The following is a 16,332-nucleotide window of genomic DNA, read 5'->3' as shown; positions in this document are numbered from 1 at the left end:
CAATATGAGCGATGATCTGAGGCGGAAACCGGTGGCGTTTGTAGCTGATCTTTTGTGTCTGCATCGACACCGCCTACGCCCAGATCAATGAACCAGCAACCTCAGGACCGTTAATGTGACAACACCTCTTCTTCCTTCTCTCAATTGCTAAGCGTTCAACTAAGTCATCCGCATTTGGTTTCAATTTCCAGCGCTGGAAGGTTGGAGGCCGCGGTTGCGATTGAAATGTTCAATGAAGAAAAAAGCTTCTATTGGCCTTCCTGCTACGAACGCGGACTTCGTCGCGTTATTCTCGCAGCGGGATGGCTTCACAAACGACATTGTATCCGTTTGTAAAGTTGACCAACCGGGAGATGCAGCCATAGAGGTGCTTCGGATTTCGATCTCGGGACAAGGGTGGAAGCGAGCCAAAAGATGATGCGAACCACGTTGCGCCTATTCTTCCTTCTCATGGCTTGCCTTTGGGCCTCCATGGGCTTTGCTGCATCGAGCGATACCTACGAGAATTCAACAATCACGGCCCGGCTCATCTCCGTTGAAAATGGGGTCGCGGAAACCTCCAGAACCCTTTCCCTTGGCCTGGATGTCGAGCTGGCCGAGGGCTGGAAAGCCTATTGGCGTTCGCCCGGCGAGGTGGGTCTGCCGCCTGAAATTTCATGGGATGGATCGGAAAATCTGGTGAGCGCACAGATGCTCTGGCCCGCGCCTGAGCGCTTCACGGCATTCGGCATCGAGAATTTTGGCTACAAGACCCGTGTCGTCCTGCCCATTCAGGCAGTTCTCGAAACTGCGGGCCAGTCCGCAACATTGCAGGCGCGTGTTTCATTGCTGGCGTGCTCGACTGTCTGTGTGCCGCATGATTTCGATCTCGCACTGACAATTCCGGCGGGCACCGGGATTGACGCGAAGGCGGCGGGCCTGATTTCGGAGTATGCCCAGCGGGTGCCGCTTGGTCCCGAAGAGAGCGACATCATTGTCGAAACGGCGGTGATCGCGGATGATGCGCTTTATGTGACGGCGCGCAGTGCGAATGCCTTTGTGAAGCCGGATATCTTTCCGGAACTGGGGCCGGAATTCACCTTTGGCAAACCGGACATCCGAACCGATGATGCGGGAACAGCCCTTTGGGCCAAGCTGCCTCTTCTCGCGCAAGGGGAGGATCCGCCGCCCCTGCAACTGACTTTGACCGATGGATCACGCGCGGTGACAGCGCAGCCCGCTTGGTCAGACCGCATCCCGGGTGCACCATTCGAGGTTATGGCGAACCTGCCGGATCTGACGCAAATCCTGGCGATTGCGGCCTTTGCCTTTCTTGGCGGTCTGATCCTGAATGTCATGCCCTGTGTTCTGCCTGTCCTGTCCATCAAGCTGACATCGGTTCTCAATCATGGAAACAAGCCAGCGCACGAGGTCCGGAATGGGTTCCTGATGTCGGCGCTTGGCGTTCTGGTGTTCATGTGGGCCCTCGCCGCAATCATTCTGGTTCTGCAATCCGTCGGCGTCACCGTTGGGTGGGGCCTGCAATTCCAAAGCCCTGTTTTCCTGACCGTCATGTTTCTGGTGCTTGCCGTGTTCTCTGCCAATCTGTTCGGGGTGTTCGAAGTTTCATTGCCCTCCGGGTTGCAGTCACGGCTGGCCAGATCAAGCGGTCGCGACGGGTATGGCGGAGATTTTGCAACAGGCGCCTTCGCGGCGGTGCTGGCCACGCCCTGCTCGGCCCCGTTTTTGGGGACAGCGGTTGCCTTTGCCCTGTCCGGGCGCCCGATTGATGTCATTCTCGTTTTCACGGCTCTGGGGCTTGGGCTCTCCCTGCCCTATCTGGTTCTGACGGGGAAGCCTGGTCTGGTCCGGTTGTTGCCCAGCCCGGGACGTTGGATGGTTGTCGTCAAATGGGTGCTTGCCGGTCTTCTGGCCGGGACCGCGATCTGGCTGCTCTGGGTACTGATAGGGGTGGCGGGTGGCCGGGTGGCCATGACCGTGCTGCTTATGACGAGCCTTTTCATTCTTCTCGCAACAATACGTTTGCCGGGCAGATTGACGCGCCCGACAGCGCTGGTGGTGGTTGCTGTTCTCAGCCTTCTGGTGCCGACGGCGCTGACAATCCCGCCGCAGACGAGAGCGGTGGGCCAGGACTGGGTCGCGTTCGATCGCTCCGAGATACCGAAACTGGTGTCGCAGGGAAAAACCGTCTTTGTCGACGTGACCGCAGACTGGTGCCTGACGTGCAAGGCCAACAAGACGCTGGTGCTGGACCGTGCGCCCGTGGTCGACCAACTGCGGGGTGATAATGTCGTTGCGATGCGGGCAGACTGGACTAGGCCCAGCACTGACATTTCCCGGTATCTGGAAAGCCACAACAGGTTTGGCATCCCGTTCAACATCGTCTACGGGCCAAACGCGCCAGACGGGATCATCCTGTCCGAGGTTCTGACGTCCGAAGCCGTTCTCGACGCGCTGAGCAGGGCTGCACTTGGCGACCCTGTGACCGCTTTGAAAACGGATGGTTAGGCCTAAAAGAGGCCCATCGCACGCGCCGACATCCAGACGCCCATGAATATCATCATCAGGTTTTCGGTCAGGGACACGAAACCCAGCGGCACGTTTGAACCGCCGCCCACGCAGGCGCACTTGATCTCGCGCTTATCGATGTAGACGGCCTTGAAAACTGAAGCCGCTCCGACCGTACCGATGAACAGTGCAACAGGCGCGCTGATCCAGACCAAGGCACCGGCGACCATGAGAATACCGGCAAGTGCTTCGCCGAAGGGATAGACATACCCATAGCGCACCCATTTCTGGGCAAGCAGATCGTAGTTCAGAAACATCGTGGAAAACGTCTCGACGTCCTGCAGTTTTTGAACAGCAAGAAAGCTCATCGAGATCGCGATGAACCACTCGAATGCCCGCAGCGTCAGGATCGAACCGTAAAACGCCCAACTGAGACCAAGCGCCATAAGGAATGCGACCGCGAATATCGCAATGACGGGTTGATAAGTCGTCTCGTCGTCATCCTTTACGTCCTGGCCGAAAAATTCCCTCAGCGCGTCATAGCCACCAATTCTTTCATTGCCGATAAAGGTCTGCGGAGTCGTTTCGACACCGTGTTCTTCCATGAAAGCATCCGTTTCCTCGCGGGTGTTCAGAGGCCGGTCCTCAATCGAATACCCCTCCCGCTCAAGCAGGTCCTTCGATTTTCAGCCCATAGGGACAAACATGCTCCTCCATCACCATTCGGTACAAAACCGCCGTCTTCGGGGTGGATTTTGCCTCTCTCGTCATGACGCGTTCCTTTAAATCCTTTAACCGTTGCAGGTCCAATACCCGGTAAATCCGACAGTCAGAGGCGTCTCTCCCGTCAATTCAAACAGCAGGGTGGCGTCTTCACCGTCCGCGTCACCCGGCGCCAGCGTGAATTGGCCACCATCGGCAGACAGGACGCCACCGGACGTCACTGTGTCTTGCGACGTGAAGTTGACCAGCGATCCGGATATCTTGGCGACGCCGTTCCCCGCCCCGTCCGTGACCAGAATGGGATCGGCGTTCACGGCGCGAATGAAACGGCATTGTCCGTCGGACCCCAGTGCGCGTGTTATTTCTTCGGCTTTGAGCGGTGCAGGACGGATTCCGGCAATCACCGGGGTTGCAATCGCTTCTTGAAGCCCCTCCATTTCAGCCGGACCGTCCGCTTCACCAAGTGGCCATTCAGGACCGGCTTCGCCATTTGCCTCAATGTCATCTATGAGGAAACGCATTTCGGAAATTTCGCGGTTTTGCGCCGTCACAATTTCCGAAGCCAGCGCCTCGACCCTTGGATCTGTCAGCTCGGCCCGTTCGCTTGTCATGATCGCAATGGAGTGGTGCGGAATCATCGCGCTCATCCAGCTTTCGTCCTGAATGGTCTCCTGGCTTCTCACGAGCCAGAGCGCGCCGGCGAACATCACGACAGACCCGAGAATGATCGCGGCGTTGACGCCCTTGTTCTTGTACATGTTCAACATGAAAAGGAGCATCACGGTCGCCATCGTCGCGCCCATGATGAACGTCATGTAAAATCGGGTTTCGCTCCAGTAGACATGTTCGAAGGAGTACGAGTTGATGTACATCAGGCCGAACATGATCGCAGTCGATGTGCCGACCATCGCCAGAAACCGGCCATAGGATGAACCTGAATGGCCTCCCGAATGTGCTGCACCTTCACTTGAACGGGTGTCGGACCCGCCACGAGATTTCCCGATCGCATCTTCAGACATCTGATCTCTCCATCATGGATTCTATTTGTGGAGGAACAACATTCCAGCGCTGGAGGGTTTCAAGACGATATATCGAAACGGCATGAAACCCCATAAATGTCTGGCCCAGGCATCGTGCGTTACGGGTCTTTGGCCAGATCTTTCAGGATTGGACAATCGGGGCGGTGATCGCCCTGGCAGGCGTCAACGAGGTGAGCCAGGGTCTCTCGCATCGACTTGAGCTGGGCGATTTTTTCGTCAACGGCGGCCAGATGCTCTTGAGCGACAGCCTTGACCTGTGCACTTTCCCGCGTCTCATCTTCATAGAGATCAAGCAGCGTGCGGCAGTCTTCGATCGAGAACCCGAACGTCCTGGCGCGACCGAGAAATGCGAGCTTGTGGATGTCGCTGTCGCGAAAGGCGCGATAGCCGTTGTCGCTGCGCAAAGGCCGGACAAGGCCGATGTCTTCGTAGTAGCGGATTGTCTTCGCTGGCAAACCCGCGCGTTCTGATACTTCTCCGATGTTCACACCTGTCTCCTATTCTGCGGGCTGCGTTGCGAATTTCGTCTCCGCGTCGTGGGGCGGATCCTGTTCCGACATCGTCGCCTTGATCCGTCGCAGCCGCAGCGCGTTGGTCAGAACCGACACGGAGGACAGCGCCATGGCCCCGGCGGCAAACACCGGCGACAGGAGCAATCCAAAGGCCGGGTAAAGCGCGCCCGCCGCCACAGGGATCAGCGCGACGTTATAGCCAAAGGCCCAGATAAGGTTCTGCCGTATGTTGCGCATGGTCTTGCGCGACACGTCGATGGCATTCACCACGCCGCGCAGGTCGCCCGACATCAACACCACGTCGGCGCTTTCGATTGCGACATCCGTGCCGGTTCCGATGGCGATGCCGACATCGGCATGGGCCAGCGCTGGCGCGTCGTTGATGCCGTCTCCGACAAAGGCGATCTTGCTGTTCCCTTGCCGCAATTCGTCCAGGGCGGCGACTTTTCCATCCGGCAACACCCCTGCAATGACATGGTCGATCCCGACCTCGCGGGCGATGGCATCTGCCGTGGCCTTCTTGTCTCCGGTGATCATCGCGACCTTGATCCCTCGATCATGCAGAGCTGCGATCACTTCGGCGCTGGAGGATTTGACCGGGTCTGCCACGGCAATCACGGCCGCCAGGGATCCGTCCACCGCAGCATAAAGCGCGGTGCGTCCCTTTTCGGCCAAGGCCCTTTCGCGGTCTTCCAGCGGGCTGGTGTCAATGCCCTGCTGCACCATGAAGCGATCCGCACCGACATGAACCTTGCGGCCCTGGACAAGCGCCTCGACACCGTAGCCGGTCACGGACCGGAATTCCGTCGCATCGGGCCAGGACAGGCCTTCGCTCTTTGCGGACTGCACAATGGCCTCTGCCACCGGGTGCTCAGACTGCGCCTCGACAGATGCGATGAGGGCGAGTGTCTCTGCCCGGTCAAAGCCGTCGGCCGTGATGAGGTCTGTCAAACTGGGTTGCCCTTGCGTGACCGTCCCGGTCTTGTCCAATGCGACAACGCCAACTTCATCCAGATGTTGCAGCGCATCTCCCTTGCGGAAGAACACCCCCATCTCAGCCGCGCGTCCTGTCCCCACCATGATCGAGGTGGGCGTGGCCAACCCCATGGCGCAGGGGCACGCAATGATCAGAACGGAGACACCCGCCACAAGCGCAAAGGTCAGAGCCGGATCGGGACCGACCAGCAGCCAGACAACCACAGTCGCAAGCGCCAGAACCAGAACGGCAGGCACGAACCACATGGTCACGCGATCCACTAGGCCTTGGATCGGCAGCTTGGCCCCCTGAGCATCTTCGACCATGCGGATAATCTGCGCCAGCGTGGTATCCGCCCCGACTCGCGTCGCCGTTATGGTCAGGCTCCCGGTGCCGTTCACCGTGCCGCCGGTCACCGGTTCGCCAGCAGCCTTTGGCACGGCGAGGGGTTCACCGGTGATCATGCTTTCATCGACGTTGCTTGATCCTTCTGTGACCTCGCCATCGACAGGCAGCCTTTCACCGGGACGCACGAGGATCTGATCGCCGATCCGCAGTTCCTTGATGTCAACCTCGGTCGCCTGCCCGTCACGCAGGACCCTGGCTGTCTTTGCCTGCAGACCAAGAAGGGCCTGAATGGCTGCACCGGTCTTGCCCTTGGCCCGCGCTTCAAGCCAGCGACCCAACAAGATCAGAACGACAATAACCGCCGCTGCTTCGAAATAGACGGCGCGCACACCGTCAGGCAGCACCTGAGGCAGGAAGGTCGCGACTACGGAATAAGTCCACGCCGCCCCGGTTCCCAGTGCGACAAGGCTGTTCATATCCGGGGCACGCTTGATCAACGCCGGAATGCCCTTCGCAAAGAACCCCCAACCCGGTCCGAAAAGAACCACCGTGGCAAGCGCGAATTGGATCAGCCATGACGTTTGAATGCCGATTGTGCTCTCAATCAGGCCCTCAAAGCCGGGTATGGTATGTTTTCCCATTTCCAGAACGAACACCGGCACGGTCAGGATCGCGGCAAGGATGACACGGCGCGCCAGCGCGTCGGCTTCTTCTGCCTTGCGGTCCGATCGGTCCTCGTGCGCATCGCTCTGCGCAATCTCGGCCGGGTACCCCGCCTCCGTACTGATCCGGGCAATCTTTTCCGGGGTGATGGCATCTGGCAGATACTCTACCACAGCCGTTTCGGTTGCCAGATTGACCGCCGCATTCAATACGCCGGGTGTCCGTACAAGCGCCTTTTCAACCCGACCGACACAGGACGCGCAGGACATGGCGTCTACGTTCAATGTTACGCGCCCCGTCCGTGCCGGGTATCCGGCGTTCGAGAGGGCCGTGACCGCCACGCCCGTGGTGGCCGGATTATCCATCTGAAATTGAGCCGTTTCGTTCACAAGGTTGACACTGACGTTCGAAAGGCCCGGAACCTCGTTCAAAGCCTTCTCAACCCTGCCCACACAAGACGCACAGTTCATGCCGGAAACGGATAGACGTATCGTATTGGGGTCGGTCATGAGGGCCTCCTCGGTTGAACTTACCCTGATATAGGGCTTCCAGTTGCTGGAAGCTCAAGAGAGTATCTAATTTTTTTTGATATTTGCTTGACCTTCCTCCCGATGGAACGACCAAGTCTGAGGTTGTACCAAAAATGGAGGCCTTCATGATTTTTTCCGTCCCGAAAATGAGCTGTGGACACTGCACATCCGCTATAGAAAGCGGCATCAAGGCAAAGGATCCATCAGCCGTTGTCACGGCCGATCTGGACCTTCGCCTTGTCACTGTCCAAAGCACATTGGAACAGGCGACCGTGCGGCAAGCCATCGCTGACGCTGGCTACGACGCTTCAGCCGCGTAGGATTGTCCTTATTCGGCGGCCCGTGCCTGATCGACAAGCTCGATCATCTGGTCCGCCTGGATCAGGCCCGGCGCAAGACTGTCGCCGATCACAAATGAAGGTGTGCCACTGAACCCCAGAGATTGCGCAAGCCGCATGGAAGTCTGTATGTGTTCTTCGATTTCCGGTCCGTTCATGTCGCGACGCAACTGTGCAACATCGAGGCCGATGTCTTCCGCAGTGCGGAGAATCGATGCTTCCTCTGCGCGTTCCTTCAGTTGCATCATGGCCCAATGAAACTCTTCATATTTGCCCTGGTTTCGGGACGCCAGCGCCGCGCGGGCGGCAAAAACCGACCCGTCCCCCAGAATGGGCCATTCCCGGTAAACGACCCTGACGTTGGGATCAGCAGCGAGCAGGGCCTCCATTTCAGGTTTAACCCGGCGGCAATAGGGGCAGTTGTAGTCGAAGAATTCGACAACCGTGACATCGCCATCCGGATTGCCCAGAACGGGCGCATTGGGATCATTTTCAAGCGTGGCTTTTTCCGTATCGAAAACCTGCGCTGCGGCTTGCGCCTGCAACGCCTGCTGTTGCTGTTCGAACAACTGCGCGGCCTCGAACACGATGCCCGGATTCTCGCGGATGGCTTCCAGCACCAGTTCCTTGATCCGGTCTTCGTCCATGCCGTCTGCAATCGCAGCGATCGGAAGCATTAACAGTGCGGTGGTAGCCAAGAATCTTTTCATTATCCGTCTCCTTGTGAGGCAATATCCTGGGCCGTGCGCTCGGCTTGCGTGGCGCGTTCACGCTCCGGCCATGTTGACTTGATGTATGCGAGGATGTCCCAGATTTCCCCGTCGCTCAGTTGGTCGCCGAAACCGGGCATGCCGCTGTTGAAGTCAACGCCTTGCGCCGCGAGAACCTCGGCGCCCCCCAGCTTGGTGTAGGCGAACAGCATGCTGTCCGCGTGGTGCCAAGTGTGGCCGCTTGCATCATGCGGCGGTGCGGGCAGGCTTCCGTCATCACGCGGACTGCGCCAGTTTTCTTCACCTTCCAGATTTGCGCCATGGCACGCGGCGCAATTTTCGGCATAGAGGACTTCGCCCGCGGCCACATCGGCTGAGGAGTTGATGAGGTTTTCCGCCGTATGGTCGGTTCCGCCGGACCGGGTCCACAGGAATATGGTAGCCACCGCAACGGTAACTACGCCCAACGCAAGATAGACGGATCGCGGGGTCATCCAACGACGATCTTGGTCATCATGCCCGAAGCCGCATGCGACAGCATGTGGCAATGTAGCAGCCATTGGCCCGGGTTGTCCGCCACAAAGGCAATCTCGCGCGTCTGACCCCGTTCAAGAAGGGTCGTGTCACGCAGCGGTCCGAGGGTGCCGTTTTCGGCGACCTCGTGGAAGTGAATGCCATGCAGGTGCATCGCATGCGGAAACGCCGTGTCGTTCACGATCTTCAATCGTACATTCTGGCCGCGGTCCAGCCGCGCAAGGGGATCACCGTTGATCCCGTCCACTTTGCCGTTGAACGACCAGAAATACCCGGCCTCGACGATCTCGCCGATCGGCTTGAGTTCGCCCCCAAGGGAAGCGGACCTCATCCGCCCCATGGCACCGCCTTCCATACTCAGGCTGAGCATCGTGGCTTCACTCAAGTCGACCATCCTGTGGTCGTTCGGCGGCAAGGCCAAAGGCGCGTCTCGACGATTTTTCGAGCCCCACTCAACGACCTCGAATGTAACCTGGCTGAAGGCCTCTTCCCGGCCGAACTGAAGAATATGAGCCGTTTCACCAACATCCGCGACCACATCGACGATCAGGTCGATCCGTTGAGCCGGAGCGAGGATCATCGGCTCCGTCACCTTAATGGGTGCAGCCAGGGGCATGCCGTCCAAAGCAACCGCCCAACCGTCAAGGCCTTCCAGCCCCAGTTGGAAATTGCGCGCATTGGCAGCATTGATCAGCCGCAAGCGCAGTCTTTCGTTCTTGCGTGCACTCAGGCCCAGATTGAAGGTTCCATTGGTCGTCAGCAGGTTGCCGATGCGCCCTGCGTGGCTGAGATCATGAGGCGCTCCGAAGTCGTCTTTGATCTGCGCGGTTTGGGGGGCAATAAGCCAATCATCCAGGATCAGGACTTCCTCGCGATCAATGTCGAGAGGCTCGGCCTCTTCCACGATCAGTGCACCGTAAAGCCCTCTGCCCACCTGCTCAAACGACCTATTATGGGCATGGTACCAATAGGTCCCGGCATCCGGGACAGTAAAGTCATAGTCGAATGTTTCCTCCGGCTGGACCACATCCTGTGTCAGGCCGGAAACGCCATCCATCGCATTGTCGATGCGGATGCCGTGCCAATGCGTCGACGTTCCCTGAGAAAACCGGTTGACCAATCTGCGCTGGACACGCCCCCCCTGCGCCACGCGAATCTCCGGACCGGGTGAGCCGCCGTCAAAGCACCAAAGCGATGTCTTGCCATAGTTGCCGGGCAGCAGCTGCACGTCGCTTTGCTGGGCTGTCAGGGTCGCGAATGGCGTGCCCGCAAATCCAGTGCTGGCCGACAGACCACTGAACGCAGCAGATGTTGCCAGAAATTGGCGGCGATTGAGCGTGATCATTCGTGGGTTCCCAAGATTATGATTTGTTGTCCAGCAGGTAGGTGGCCATCGCATTCAGGTCTGCGTCGCTCAGAAAGCCCGTGCCATAGCGCACGACTTCGGCCATTGATCCACCAAATACGTCGCCAGACGGCGTTATGCCAGATCGCAATGCATAAGCCATATCGTCTGTTGTCCAGCCTTCGGACACAAGATCGCGCGTCCGGATCGAAGGTGCTTTGCCACCTCCCGGCAAGGCGTCGTTGCCGGAAAACCTCTTCGATACTATGCGTGCGCCTGCAAAGTTCCGCGTTGTGTGGCAGGCAGCACAATGTGCCGCCCCGTTGACCAGCAGCTTGCCCCTGTTCCAAGCATCGCTTCGGTCCGCCTCTGGTGCGGTGTCAGGCTTTGTCAGAAAAGCCGCCCGCCAAAGTTTCATCCCCCATCGCTGATCGAACGGAAAAGGCACCTCATGGGACGGGGTCGGCACATTCACGGCTGGCACGGTCTGGAACGCGGCCCACAGATCGGCAATGTCCTGATCCGTGTAATTTGCATAAAACGGGTAGGTGAAGGTGGGATAATAGGGGTCTCCGTCCGGGGAAATTCCCTGCCTTACCGCTTTTGCAAACTCTTCTACTGTCCAGCCGCCAATCCCGAATTCGACATCGGTGGTCAGATTTGGCGGATAGAATGTCCCGAAATCGGTCCGGAGCGGCGCTCCTCCTGCCAATGGCGCCCCGCCAGCTTCAAAGTTGGTGTGGCACGCAATGCATCCACTGGCGCGCGCCAGATACGACCCCCGCTGGGCATCGCCTTGCAGGGTCAGGTCCGAGACTGGCGCACCGATCGGCCAGGCTATCGTTGCCGCGACAACGCCGATGCCGCCGACGACCCCCGCACCGATGATCCAACGCCACCACCGCATCTGATCACTTGTCCTCTTTGCGGAACTTCTGGTGGCAGGCCGAACAGGTCTGGGCGACCATCGCGAACGCACGGTCGGTCGGCATGTCCGCAAACATCTCGGTCGTCATGGGAAGGTCCGATCCCATCATGCCCCCTCCCATTGCAGGCGCGGACCCGCCACCCATCATCCCGTCAGTGGCGCCGCCCATCATTGATTCGCTACCGTTGCCCTGTGCTGCGGCCAACCCATTGCCTGCGCTCAACTTCAATCCTTCGGCGGCTGTTCTCAACTCTTGCGCAAGGGCCGCGAACTCTTCGCTGTTTTCCCAGACCGACGGCAACGCCTTGGACACTCCGCCACCCGAGCCTTCAGGAAACAGTCGCGTCATTTGCTCACCGGCATGGCCGATCATCGCGCCAGCTTCCCTGCGGACGACATCGGCGTCATAAGGTACCTGACCCCGCATCATGGGTGATAGCGTCTTGAGTGTTTTGGCCATCGCGGACATGCCCTGCATCCGCTCCAGCACCACGCCGGTTGCTCCGGAATGCGCCAAGGCAGCAACGCCGGTCGTCCCGATCGCAATGGCAGTAATCCATATCTTCATGTTCAAGTTGGTCATTCCTGTCAATTGATCCCGTTGGCGCGCTGAAGTTCCCGCACATATGCAACAACCATCTTCACATCGCCGGGCGTGACGCCTTCAACTGGCGGCATATTGCCAAACTTCCAATGGTGCGCTCTGACACCTTGTTTCGCGGCAAGCAAAAAAGCGGCGTCACCGTGATGGCTCGGTTCATAGATCTTGTGGACAAGCGGCGGTGCCACGCCATTCTGTCCGGCAGCATTCGCACCGTGACAAGCGGCGCAAGCGCCATCGAAAACACGCTTTCCCAATTGGGCATTTGCTGAGAATTCAGCAGGCACAACCACGTCTGCAATCGGCGCGCCCTCTTCCGTCTGCGAAAGATCAGGCGTTGTCATTGTGTGGCCGGGCATCGAAGACGATGGCTGCAATTGCTGCCAGATCACAACCGCGCCACCGACGACAAAAAACGCCGCAATCAGGATGCCGGACTTCGACATCAGATTAATCGTACCTGCGTGCCGACCGGTGTCCTTTCGAACACCTCGATGATTTGCTCGTTGTAGAGACCGATACACCCGCTTGAAGAGCGTCTTCCGATCTTGCGCGTATCATGGGTGCCGTGAATCCTGTAGTACGTCCAACTCAGGTGCAGGGCACGGACGCCCAACGGGTTATCCGGCCCGGGCGGCATATAGGCTGGCAAAGACGGGTCACGTTCGCGCATGGAGGGTGTAGGGGTCCAGTCAGGTTCGGGGTCCTTGAACGTGACTGTCGTGTAGCCGCGCTTTGTCAGCTCGTCAGACAAGGGAACCGATGTCGGATAAATGCGCATTTCGCCATCAGATGTCCAATGTTGCATCACGCGGGTGGTGGTATCCGCGATGATGATGCCCTTGCCCAACGCGTCAAAGCTATCCTGCCATGCATGAGTGCGAAACGACGAAATGTTTCTTCGGAGACCGGTTTGATCCACCTGTGCACGCAAAATGGAAGGGGCTGCGAAAGCTGCCGATGCAGCACCTGCCGTGAATGCACGACGCGATAGACCTGTTCGCTTGCGGGTCATCATATGGCCTCATATTGTTGTCTGCTTGCCCGTCAGACTAGCCGCGCCGTCGCATTTTATGAACAGTCCGGGGGCCGGTTTTATGTAACGATATGTATCGCGGCCAACGGGCACGTCCTCGCGCTGCTGCCTCAAACCTCGATGGGCTTCAGGACAACACGCGTGTCGAGCGGGACCTTCTCATAAAGCTCGATGATCTGATTATTGGTAAGCCTTGCACAGCCGTTCGAGACACGTTGACCAATCGTCGTCGGATCCGTTGTGCCGTGAATTCTCAGGTAGGTGTCCCCACGCCCTGGCTGGTAAAGATACAAGGCGCGGGCGCCGAGTGGATTGTTCAGCCCACCGGGCACACCGCCCGCAAAACGAAGATATCGGTCAGGATCTCTGGCAATCATGGCGGGTGTGGGCGTCCACCGCGGCCACTTTTGCTTGCGCGCGACATAGAACTCGCCGGATTCATAGAGCCCCTCCCGACCAATTCCGACGGTATACCTGATTGCCCGATTGTTCGGCAAAGTCCAAAATAAAGCGAACTGGTTCGGATCGACATGTATTTCTCCCGGCTTGTCTGCCTCGGTGAACGGAACCTCGCGGGGCAACTGCTCTGGGGGCACCATAGATGACCCGACGCGCCGGTCGTGCTCTGCGTCACTATGCGCGAATGCTGTTTTTCCGCTCACCAAAAGAGCTGCAACAGAAGTCAGAAAATATCTTCGTTTCATATACTTGTCTCACTAAACTAGTCGGGTTTGAGGTGACGAACAACCCGCGCCATATGTGGCGAGCCTTCCTCTTTCGGGGCTGGCTCGGCGCTTTGTTTGACGGGCAGCGTGATTTCTGCCCGCAAACCCCCATCAGTGCGGTTTTTCAGATTGATCGAACCACCGTGCTCAAGGATGATGCTGCGCGCAATCGACAGCCCTAGGCCATGACCGCCGGTATCCTGTGATCGCGACGTCTCGAGCCTGACATAGGGTCCGAAAACAGCCTCCAGCTGATTGTCGGGAATACCGGGCCCCTGATCGTCGATGGTGACCACTACGTCACTGCCCATGCGTTGCCACGAAACCCTGGCCTCATTCCCGTAGCGGATCGCGTTCTCAATCAGGTTTCGCAGGGCGCGCCCCATCGCGCTTGGTTTCACGGATACGATCAGCGGACCCTGGTTGGTCACCTGAACCTTGTCCAAGCCCATACCGGTGATCAGTTCGTGCAGATCAACCGATTGGACCTCTTCATGCTGTCCGACACCCTTGGCGAAATCGAGTGTTGCATCAACCATCCGCTGCATCTCTTCGCTTGACGCAACCAGGGACGTGCGCGTGTCTTCCTCATCCACCATTTCGGCCCGCACCCTGAGCGCCGTCAAAGGCGAGCGCAGATCATGCGCAAGCGCCGCAAGCATCTGGGTCCGGTCACTGACAAATCGCGTCAGGCGATCCTGCATGATGTTGAACGCACGGGTCAGGTCCTGAACTTCTGTTGGCCCAACGACCGGCAAATCGCCCGAAGCGGCGCCGCGGCCCAGACGTTCGGACGCAGTCGCGAGATCGTTGAGTGGTCCGGTCAGTCGGGACAGAAGAAACCAGAAACTTGCAACCAGCAGAAGGCCCGCAGTCAGTGCAAAGGATATGTTGGTCGCCAGCGACCATTGCAGAGGCGGCCGTTCGAACCGCGTCTCGATGTTGAGCCAATTCCCACCGGACAACGCAATGGACAGCTCCATCTCAATGGCCGCAAGGCTGCCCTGCATCATTTCGGTATGCATTTGCGCCATTTCCGGGGACAGGTTTGGAAGGGGCAGGAGACCTCCTTCAATTTCATGAACCTCAACCCGAATATCCCGGCTGTAGCTTTCCTGAAGCAGTGCCCGTATCCGCGCTTCGACCGCCCCACCGTCATCGTGTTGTCCGTGTGCGACCGATGGCTCGTCTGTCAGGTCGAACCGTACGAGCGGAGACGTTGCAGCGCGGACGATCTGGGCATGCAATTCCGGGGGTGCGCCTTCAATCAACTGTGCGACATTTGCGGCGCGTCCGGCGGCTTCGGCACCGATTGCGGCCTGAACGGCCAAAGAGCGTTCATCAACGAAAAACCAGAGACTCAGAGCTTGTGCGAGGATCAAGACTCCGAGGACCAGAAGGGCAATCTGTGTACGCAACGTCCGCGGAAGCAGCTTCATTCGCAAATCTCGACATCGCAGGAAAGACTATATCCCCCATGCCGGACAGTCGCGATGATCTTCGGGCGCAAAACGTCCTCTTCCATCTTCCGGCGCAACCGGCTCACCTGATTGTCGATGGTTCGGTCCAATGGACCGGCGACCCTGCGAGTGCTGAGTTTGAGAAGTTCGTCGCGGCCAATGACCGTCCTTGGCCTTTGCAGGAACAGGGTCAGGAGTTTGAGTTCACCGGATGTAAGTTGCGTGCGCGAACCGCCTTCGTCAATCAGTGTACGGCCATCGAAATCCAGCTTTAGGTGTGCAAACTTCAACGTTTTTCCTGCAAAATCATCCGGTTTTGGGATCATCTGCGTCCGACGCAATATCGCGTTGATCCGCGCCACCAGTTCCCGGGGATTGAACGGCTTGGCGAGATAATCGTCCGCCCCGCCATCGAGACCAGCGATGCGGTCTTCGTCGTCACCCAATGCGGTCAGCATCAGGATAGGGGTGTGCCCTTCCTTGCGCAATCGCCTGCACGCAGAAAGTCCGTCTTCCCCCGGCATCATGACATCGAGAACAATCAGATCGAACCGCGCTTCCGCGAGCCTTGCGTCCATCTCTACTGCATTTTCCGCCGCTGAAGCACGCATGCCGTTGCGTTCCAGATAACTGGTGACGGATTTCCGGATCTCGGAATGGTCATCGACGACCAAGATGCGTGGCAGATCGCTCATGCCGCCAACATAGTCATTTTCACCAAGGGACGCCCATCCCGTGTTTGTAGCCAAATGTAACAGGGCGGGTAGTCGACTCCGGGATAACGAGCAACTATTTAAGGCAGAACATCGAGTTAAGGCAGAACATCGAGGAGTTTTAAATGAACAGACGTGAATTTGGCCTTACGGCACTCAGCATGGTCCTGGCCGGGCCTGCTTTGTCGCAAACCGCCGCACCGACGTTGCAGGTGACAAAGACACCGACCTGCGGCTGCTGCGGCGCTTGGGTAAATGAGATGATCTCTGCCGGTTTCAAGGCATCGGTCGAGGACGTGGATTACGACACGCTTCAGGTTCTGAAGCAGAAACACGGCATCGCGCCAGAACTGGCAGGATGTCACACGACGTCCGTGGGCGGATACTTCGTTGAGGGTCACGTGCCGGCGGCTGACATCGAGCGGTTGCTGAGCGAAAAGCCTGTCGCGCGCGGGCTGACAGCACCGGGGATGCCCATGGGTTCGCCCGGCATGGGCCCCCAGGGTGATCCCTATGATGTGCTGCTGGTACTGATGGACGGGTCGACGCAAGTCTTCGCAACCCACGGCTGACATGTTTGCCCGCGATACGTTCCGACAAAGTTTTTCTCCGTCCTTACCATTCGGCAGATTTTGTTGGAAC

The 16,332-nt window shown here is 58.4% G+C and carries 16 protein-coding genes and 1 pseudogene; 3 read left to right on the top strand and 14 right to left on the bottom strand.

The annotated features are described in order from the left end of the window. The first annotated feature begins 414 nt into the window (after nt 1–414). The gene (locus J7392_RS22565) at nt 415–2,508 is read left to right on the top strand and encodes a protein-disulfide reductase DsbD domain-containing protein (protein WP_247744729.1); all 2,094 of its coding nucleotides are present in this window, start codon (nt 415–417) and stop codon (nt 2,506–2,508) included. A 2-nt stretch (nt 2,509–2,510) separates the two neighbouring features. On the opposite strand, the pseudogene J7392_RS22560 reads toward J7392_RS22565, so the two are convergent. The 4 genes and pseudogenes from J7392_RS22560 to J7392_RS22545 form a co-directional block, all read right to left on the bottom strand. After that, nucleotides 2,511–3,279 (bottom strand): annotated as a pseudogene (locus tag J7392_RS22560) (MauE/DoxX family redox-associated membrane protein). Between the two features lie 20 nt (nt 3,280–3,299). Further along, on the bottom strand, nt 3,300–4,250 hold the full coding sequence (locus J7392_RS22555; protein WP_050686576.1) for a DUF305 domain-containing protein: 951 nt from the start codon (nt 4,248–4,250) through the stop codon (nt 3,300–3,302). A 119-nt stretch (nt 4,251–4,369) separates the two neighbouring features. Further along, nucleotides 4,370–4,759, bottom strand: a complete 390-nt coding sequence (gene cueR, locus J7392_RS22550) for a Cu(I)-responsive transcriptional regulator (protein ID WP_005619161.1) — start codon at nt 4,757–4,759, stop codon at nt 4,370–4,372. Nucleotides 4,760–4,768: 9 nt separating this feature from the next. Next, on the bottom strand, nt 4,769–7,279 hold the full coding sequence (locus J7392_RS22545; RefSeq protein ID WP_043847201.1) for a heavy metal translocating P-type ATPase: 2,511 nt from the start codon (nt 7,277–7,279) through the stop codon (nt 4,769–4,771). Nucleotides 7,280–7,425: 146 nt separating this feature from the next. On the opposite strand from J7392_RS22545, the gene J7392_RS22540 reads away from it, so the two are divergent. Continuing rightward, nucleotides 7,426–7,620: a heavy-metal-associated domain-containing protein gene (locus J7392_RS22540; protein ID WP_043847225.1), complete on the top strand. Its 195-nt coding sequence runs from the start codon at nt 7,426–7,428 to the stop codon at nt 7,618–7,620. An 8-nt stretch (nt 7,621–7,628) separates the two neighbouring features. Here the strand turns inward: J7392_RS22540 and J7392_RS22535 are convergent, their stop codons facing one another. From J7392_RS22535 to J7392_RS22490, 10 genes are all read right to left on the bottom strand, one after another. Further along, nucleotides 7,629–8,348, bottom strand: a complete 720-nt coding sequence (locus J7392_RS22535; protein WP_050686574.1) for a DsbA family protein — start codon at nt 8,346–8,348, stop codon at nt 7,629–7,631. Continuing rightward, nucleotides 8,348–8,842: a cytochrome c gene (locus tag J7392_RS22530; RefSeq protein ID WP_005619169.1), complete on the bottom strand. Its 495-nt coding sequence runs from the start codon at nt 8,840–8,842 to the stop codon at nt 8,348–8,350. Before J7392_RS22530 ends, J7392_RS22535 begins: the two co-directional genes overlap by 1 nt. Next, nucleotides 8,839–10,227, bottom strand: coding sequence for a multicopper oxidase family protein (locus tag J7392_RS22525; RefSeq protein WP_209219505.1), 1,389 nt, complete (start codon nt 10,225–10,227; stop codon nt 8,839–8,841). Before J7392_RS22525 ends, J7392_RS22530 begins: the two co-directional genes overlap by 4 nt. A gap of 16 nt (nt 10,228–10,243) precedes the next feature. Beyond that, nucleotides 10,244–11,134 (bottom strand): cytochrome c, encoded by an 891-nt coding sequence (locus J7392_RS22520; RefSeq protein WP_009824485.1) that lies wholly within the window; start codon nt 11,132–11,134, stop codon nt 10,244–10,246. A gap of 4 nt (nt 11,135–11,138) precedes the next feature. Next, the gene (locus J7392_RS22515; protein ID WP_009824484.1) at nt 11,139–11,738 is read right to left on the bottom strand and encodes a cytochrome c; all 600 of its coding nucleotides are present in this window, start codon (nt 11,736–11,738) and stop codon (nt 11,139–11,141) included. A gap of 5 nt (nt 11,739–11,743) precedes the next feature. Then, on the bottom strand, nt 11,744–12,202 hold the full coding sequence (locus J7392_RS22510; RefSeq protein WP_005619178.1) for a cytochrome c: 459 nt from the start codon (nt 12,200–12,202) through the stop codon (nt 11,744–11,746). Then, nucleotides 12,202–12,774 carry a L,D-transpeptidase gene (locus J7392_RS22505; RefSeq protein WP_209219504.1) on the bottom strand — a complete coding sequence of 191 codons (573 nt, stop codon included), beginning with the start codon at nt 12,772–12,774 and terminating at the stop codon, nt 12,202–12,204. Before J7392_RS22505 ends, J7392_RS22510 begins: the two co-directional genes overlap by 1 nt. Nucleotides 12,775–12,902: 128 nt before the next feature. Further along, nucleotides 12,903–13,496: a L,D-transpeptidase gene (locus J7392_RS22500; RefSeq protein ID WP_209219503.1), complete on the bottom strand. Its 594-nt coding sequence runs from the start codon at nt 13,494–13,496 to the stop codon at nt 12,903–12,905. Nucleotides 13,497–13,513: 17 nt separating this feature from the next. Beyond that, entirely contained in the window at nt 13,514–14,956 is a 1,443-nt protein-coding gene (locus J7392_RS22495) for an ATP-binding protein (RefSeq protein WP_209219502.1), read from the bottom strand. Further along, nucleotides 14,953–15,672 (bottom strand): response regulator, encoded by a 720-nt coding sequence (locus tag J7392_RS22490; RefSeq protein WP_209219501.1) that lies wholly within the window; start codon nt 15,670–15,672, stop codon nt 14,953–14,955. Before J7392_RS22490 ends, J7392_RS22495 begins: the two co-directional genes overlap by 4 nt. Nucleotides 15,673–15,815: 143 nt before the next feature. On the opposite strand from J7392_RS22490, the gene J7392_RS22485 reads away from it, so the two are divergent. After that, the gene (locus tag J7392_RS22485; protein WP_005619190.1) at nt 15,816–16,262 is read left to right on the top strand and encodes a DUF411 domain-containing protein; all 447 of its coding nucleotides are present in this window, start codon (nt 15,816–15,818) and stop codon (nt 16,260–16,262) included. The last annotated feature ends 70 nt before the right edge of the window (nt 16,263–16,332 follow it).

Origin of the sequence: Sulfitobacter sp. R18_1 (assembly GCF_017743915.1) — a bacterium.
Classification (GTDB): Bacteria; Pseudomonadota; Alphaproteobacteria; order Rhodobacterales; family Rhodobacteraceae; genus Sulfitobacter; species Sulfitobacter faviae.
The sequence above is the reverse complement of the archived record's forward strand: the minus strand, read 5'-3'. Positions and strand labels throughout refer to the sequence as shown.

Excerpts from the sequence above, each read along its gene's own strand:
- J7392_RS22510 (WP_005619178.1), bottom strand. The coding sequence starts at position 12,202 with ATGTCGAAGTCCGGCATCCTGATTGCGGCGTTTTTTGTCGTCGGTGGC.
- J7392_RS22545 (WP_043847201.1), bottom strand. The coding sequence starts at position 7,279 with ATGACCGACCCCAATACGATACGTCTATCCGTTTCCGGCATGAACTGT.
- J7392_RS22535 (WP_050686574.1), bottom strand. The coding sequence starts at position 8,348 with ATGAAAAGATTCTTGGCTACCACCGCACTGTTAATGCTTCCGATCGCT.
- J7392_RS22555 (WP_050686576.1), bottom strand. The coding sequence starts at position 4,250 with ATGTCTGAAGATGCGATCGGGAAATCTCGTGGCGGGTCCGACACCCGT.
- J7392_RS22525 (WP_209219505.1), bottom strand. The coding sequence starts at position 10,227 with ATGATCACGCTCAATCGCCGCCAATTTCTGGCAACATCTGCTGCGTTC.
- J7392_RS22500 (WP_209219503.1), bottom strand. The coding sequence starts at position 13,496 with ATGAAACGAAGATATTTTCTGACTTCTGTTGCAGCTCTTTTGGTGAGC.
- J7392_RS22495 (WP_209219502.1), bottom strand. The coding sequence starts at position 14,956 with ATGAAGCTGCTTCCGCGGACGTTGCGTACACAGATTGCCCTTCTGGTC.
- J7392_RS22515 (WP_009824484.1), bottom strand. The coding sequence starts at position 11,738 with ATGACCAACTTGAACATGAAGATATGGATTACTGCCATTGCGATCGGG.
- J7392_RS22505 (WP_209219504.1), bottom strand. The coding sequence starts at position 12,774 with ATGATGACCCGCAAGCGAACAGGTCTATCGCGTCGTGCATTCACGGCA.
- J7392_RS22540 (WP_043847225.1), top strand. The coding sequence starts at position 7,426 with ATGATTTTTTCCGTCCCGAAAATGAGCTGTGGACACTGCACATCCGCT.
- J7392_RS22520 (WP_009824485.1), bottom strand. The coding sequence starts at position 11,134 with ATGCGGTGGTGGCGTTGGATCATCGGTGCGGGGGTCGTCGGCGGCATC.
- J7392_RS22485 (WP_005619190.1), top strand. The coding sequence starts at position 15,816 with ATGAACAGACGTGAATTTGGCCTTACGGCACTCAGCATGGTCCTGGCC.
- J7392_RS22565 (WP_247744729.1), top strand. The coding sequence starts at position 415 with ATGATGCGAACCACGTTGCGCCTATTCTTCCTTCTCATGGCTTGCCTT.
- J7392_RS22530 (WP_005619169.1), bottom strand. The coding sequence starts at position 8,842 with ATGACCCCGCGATCCGTCTATCTTGCGTTGGGCGTAGTTACCGTTGCG.
- J7392_RS22490 (WP_209219501.1), bottom strand. The coding sequence starts at position 15,672 with ATGAGCGATCTGCCACGCATCTTGGTCGTCGATGACCATTCCGAGATC.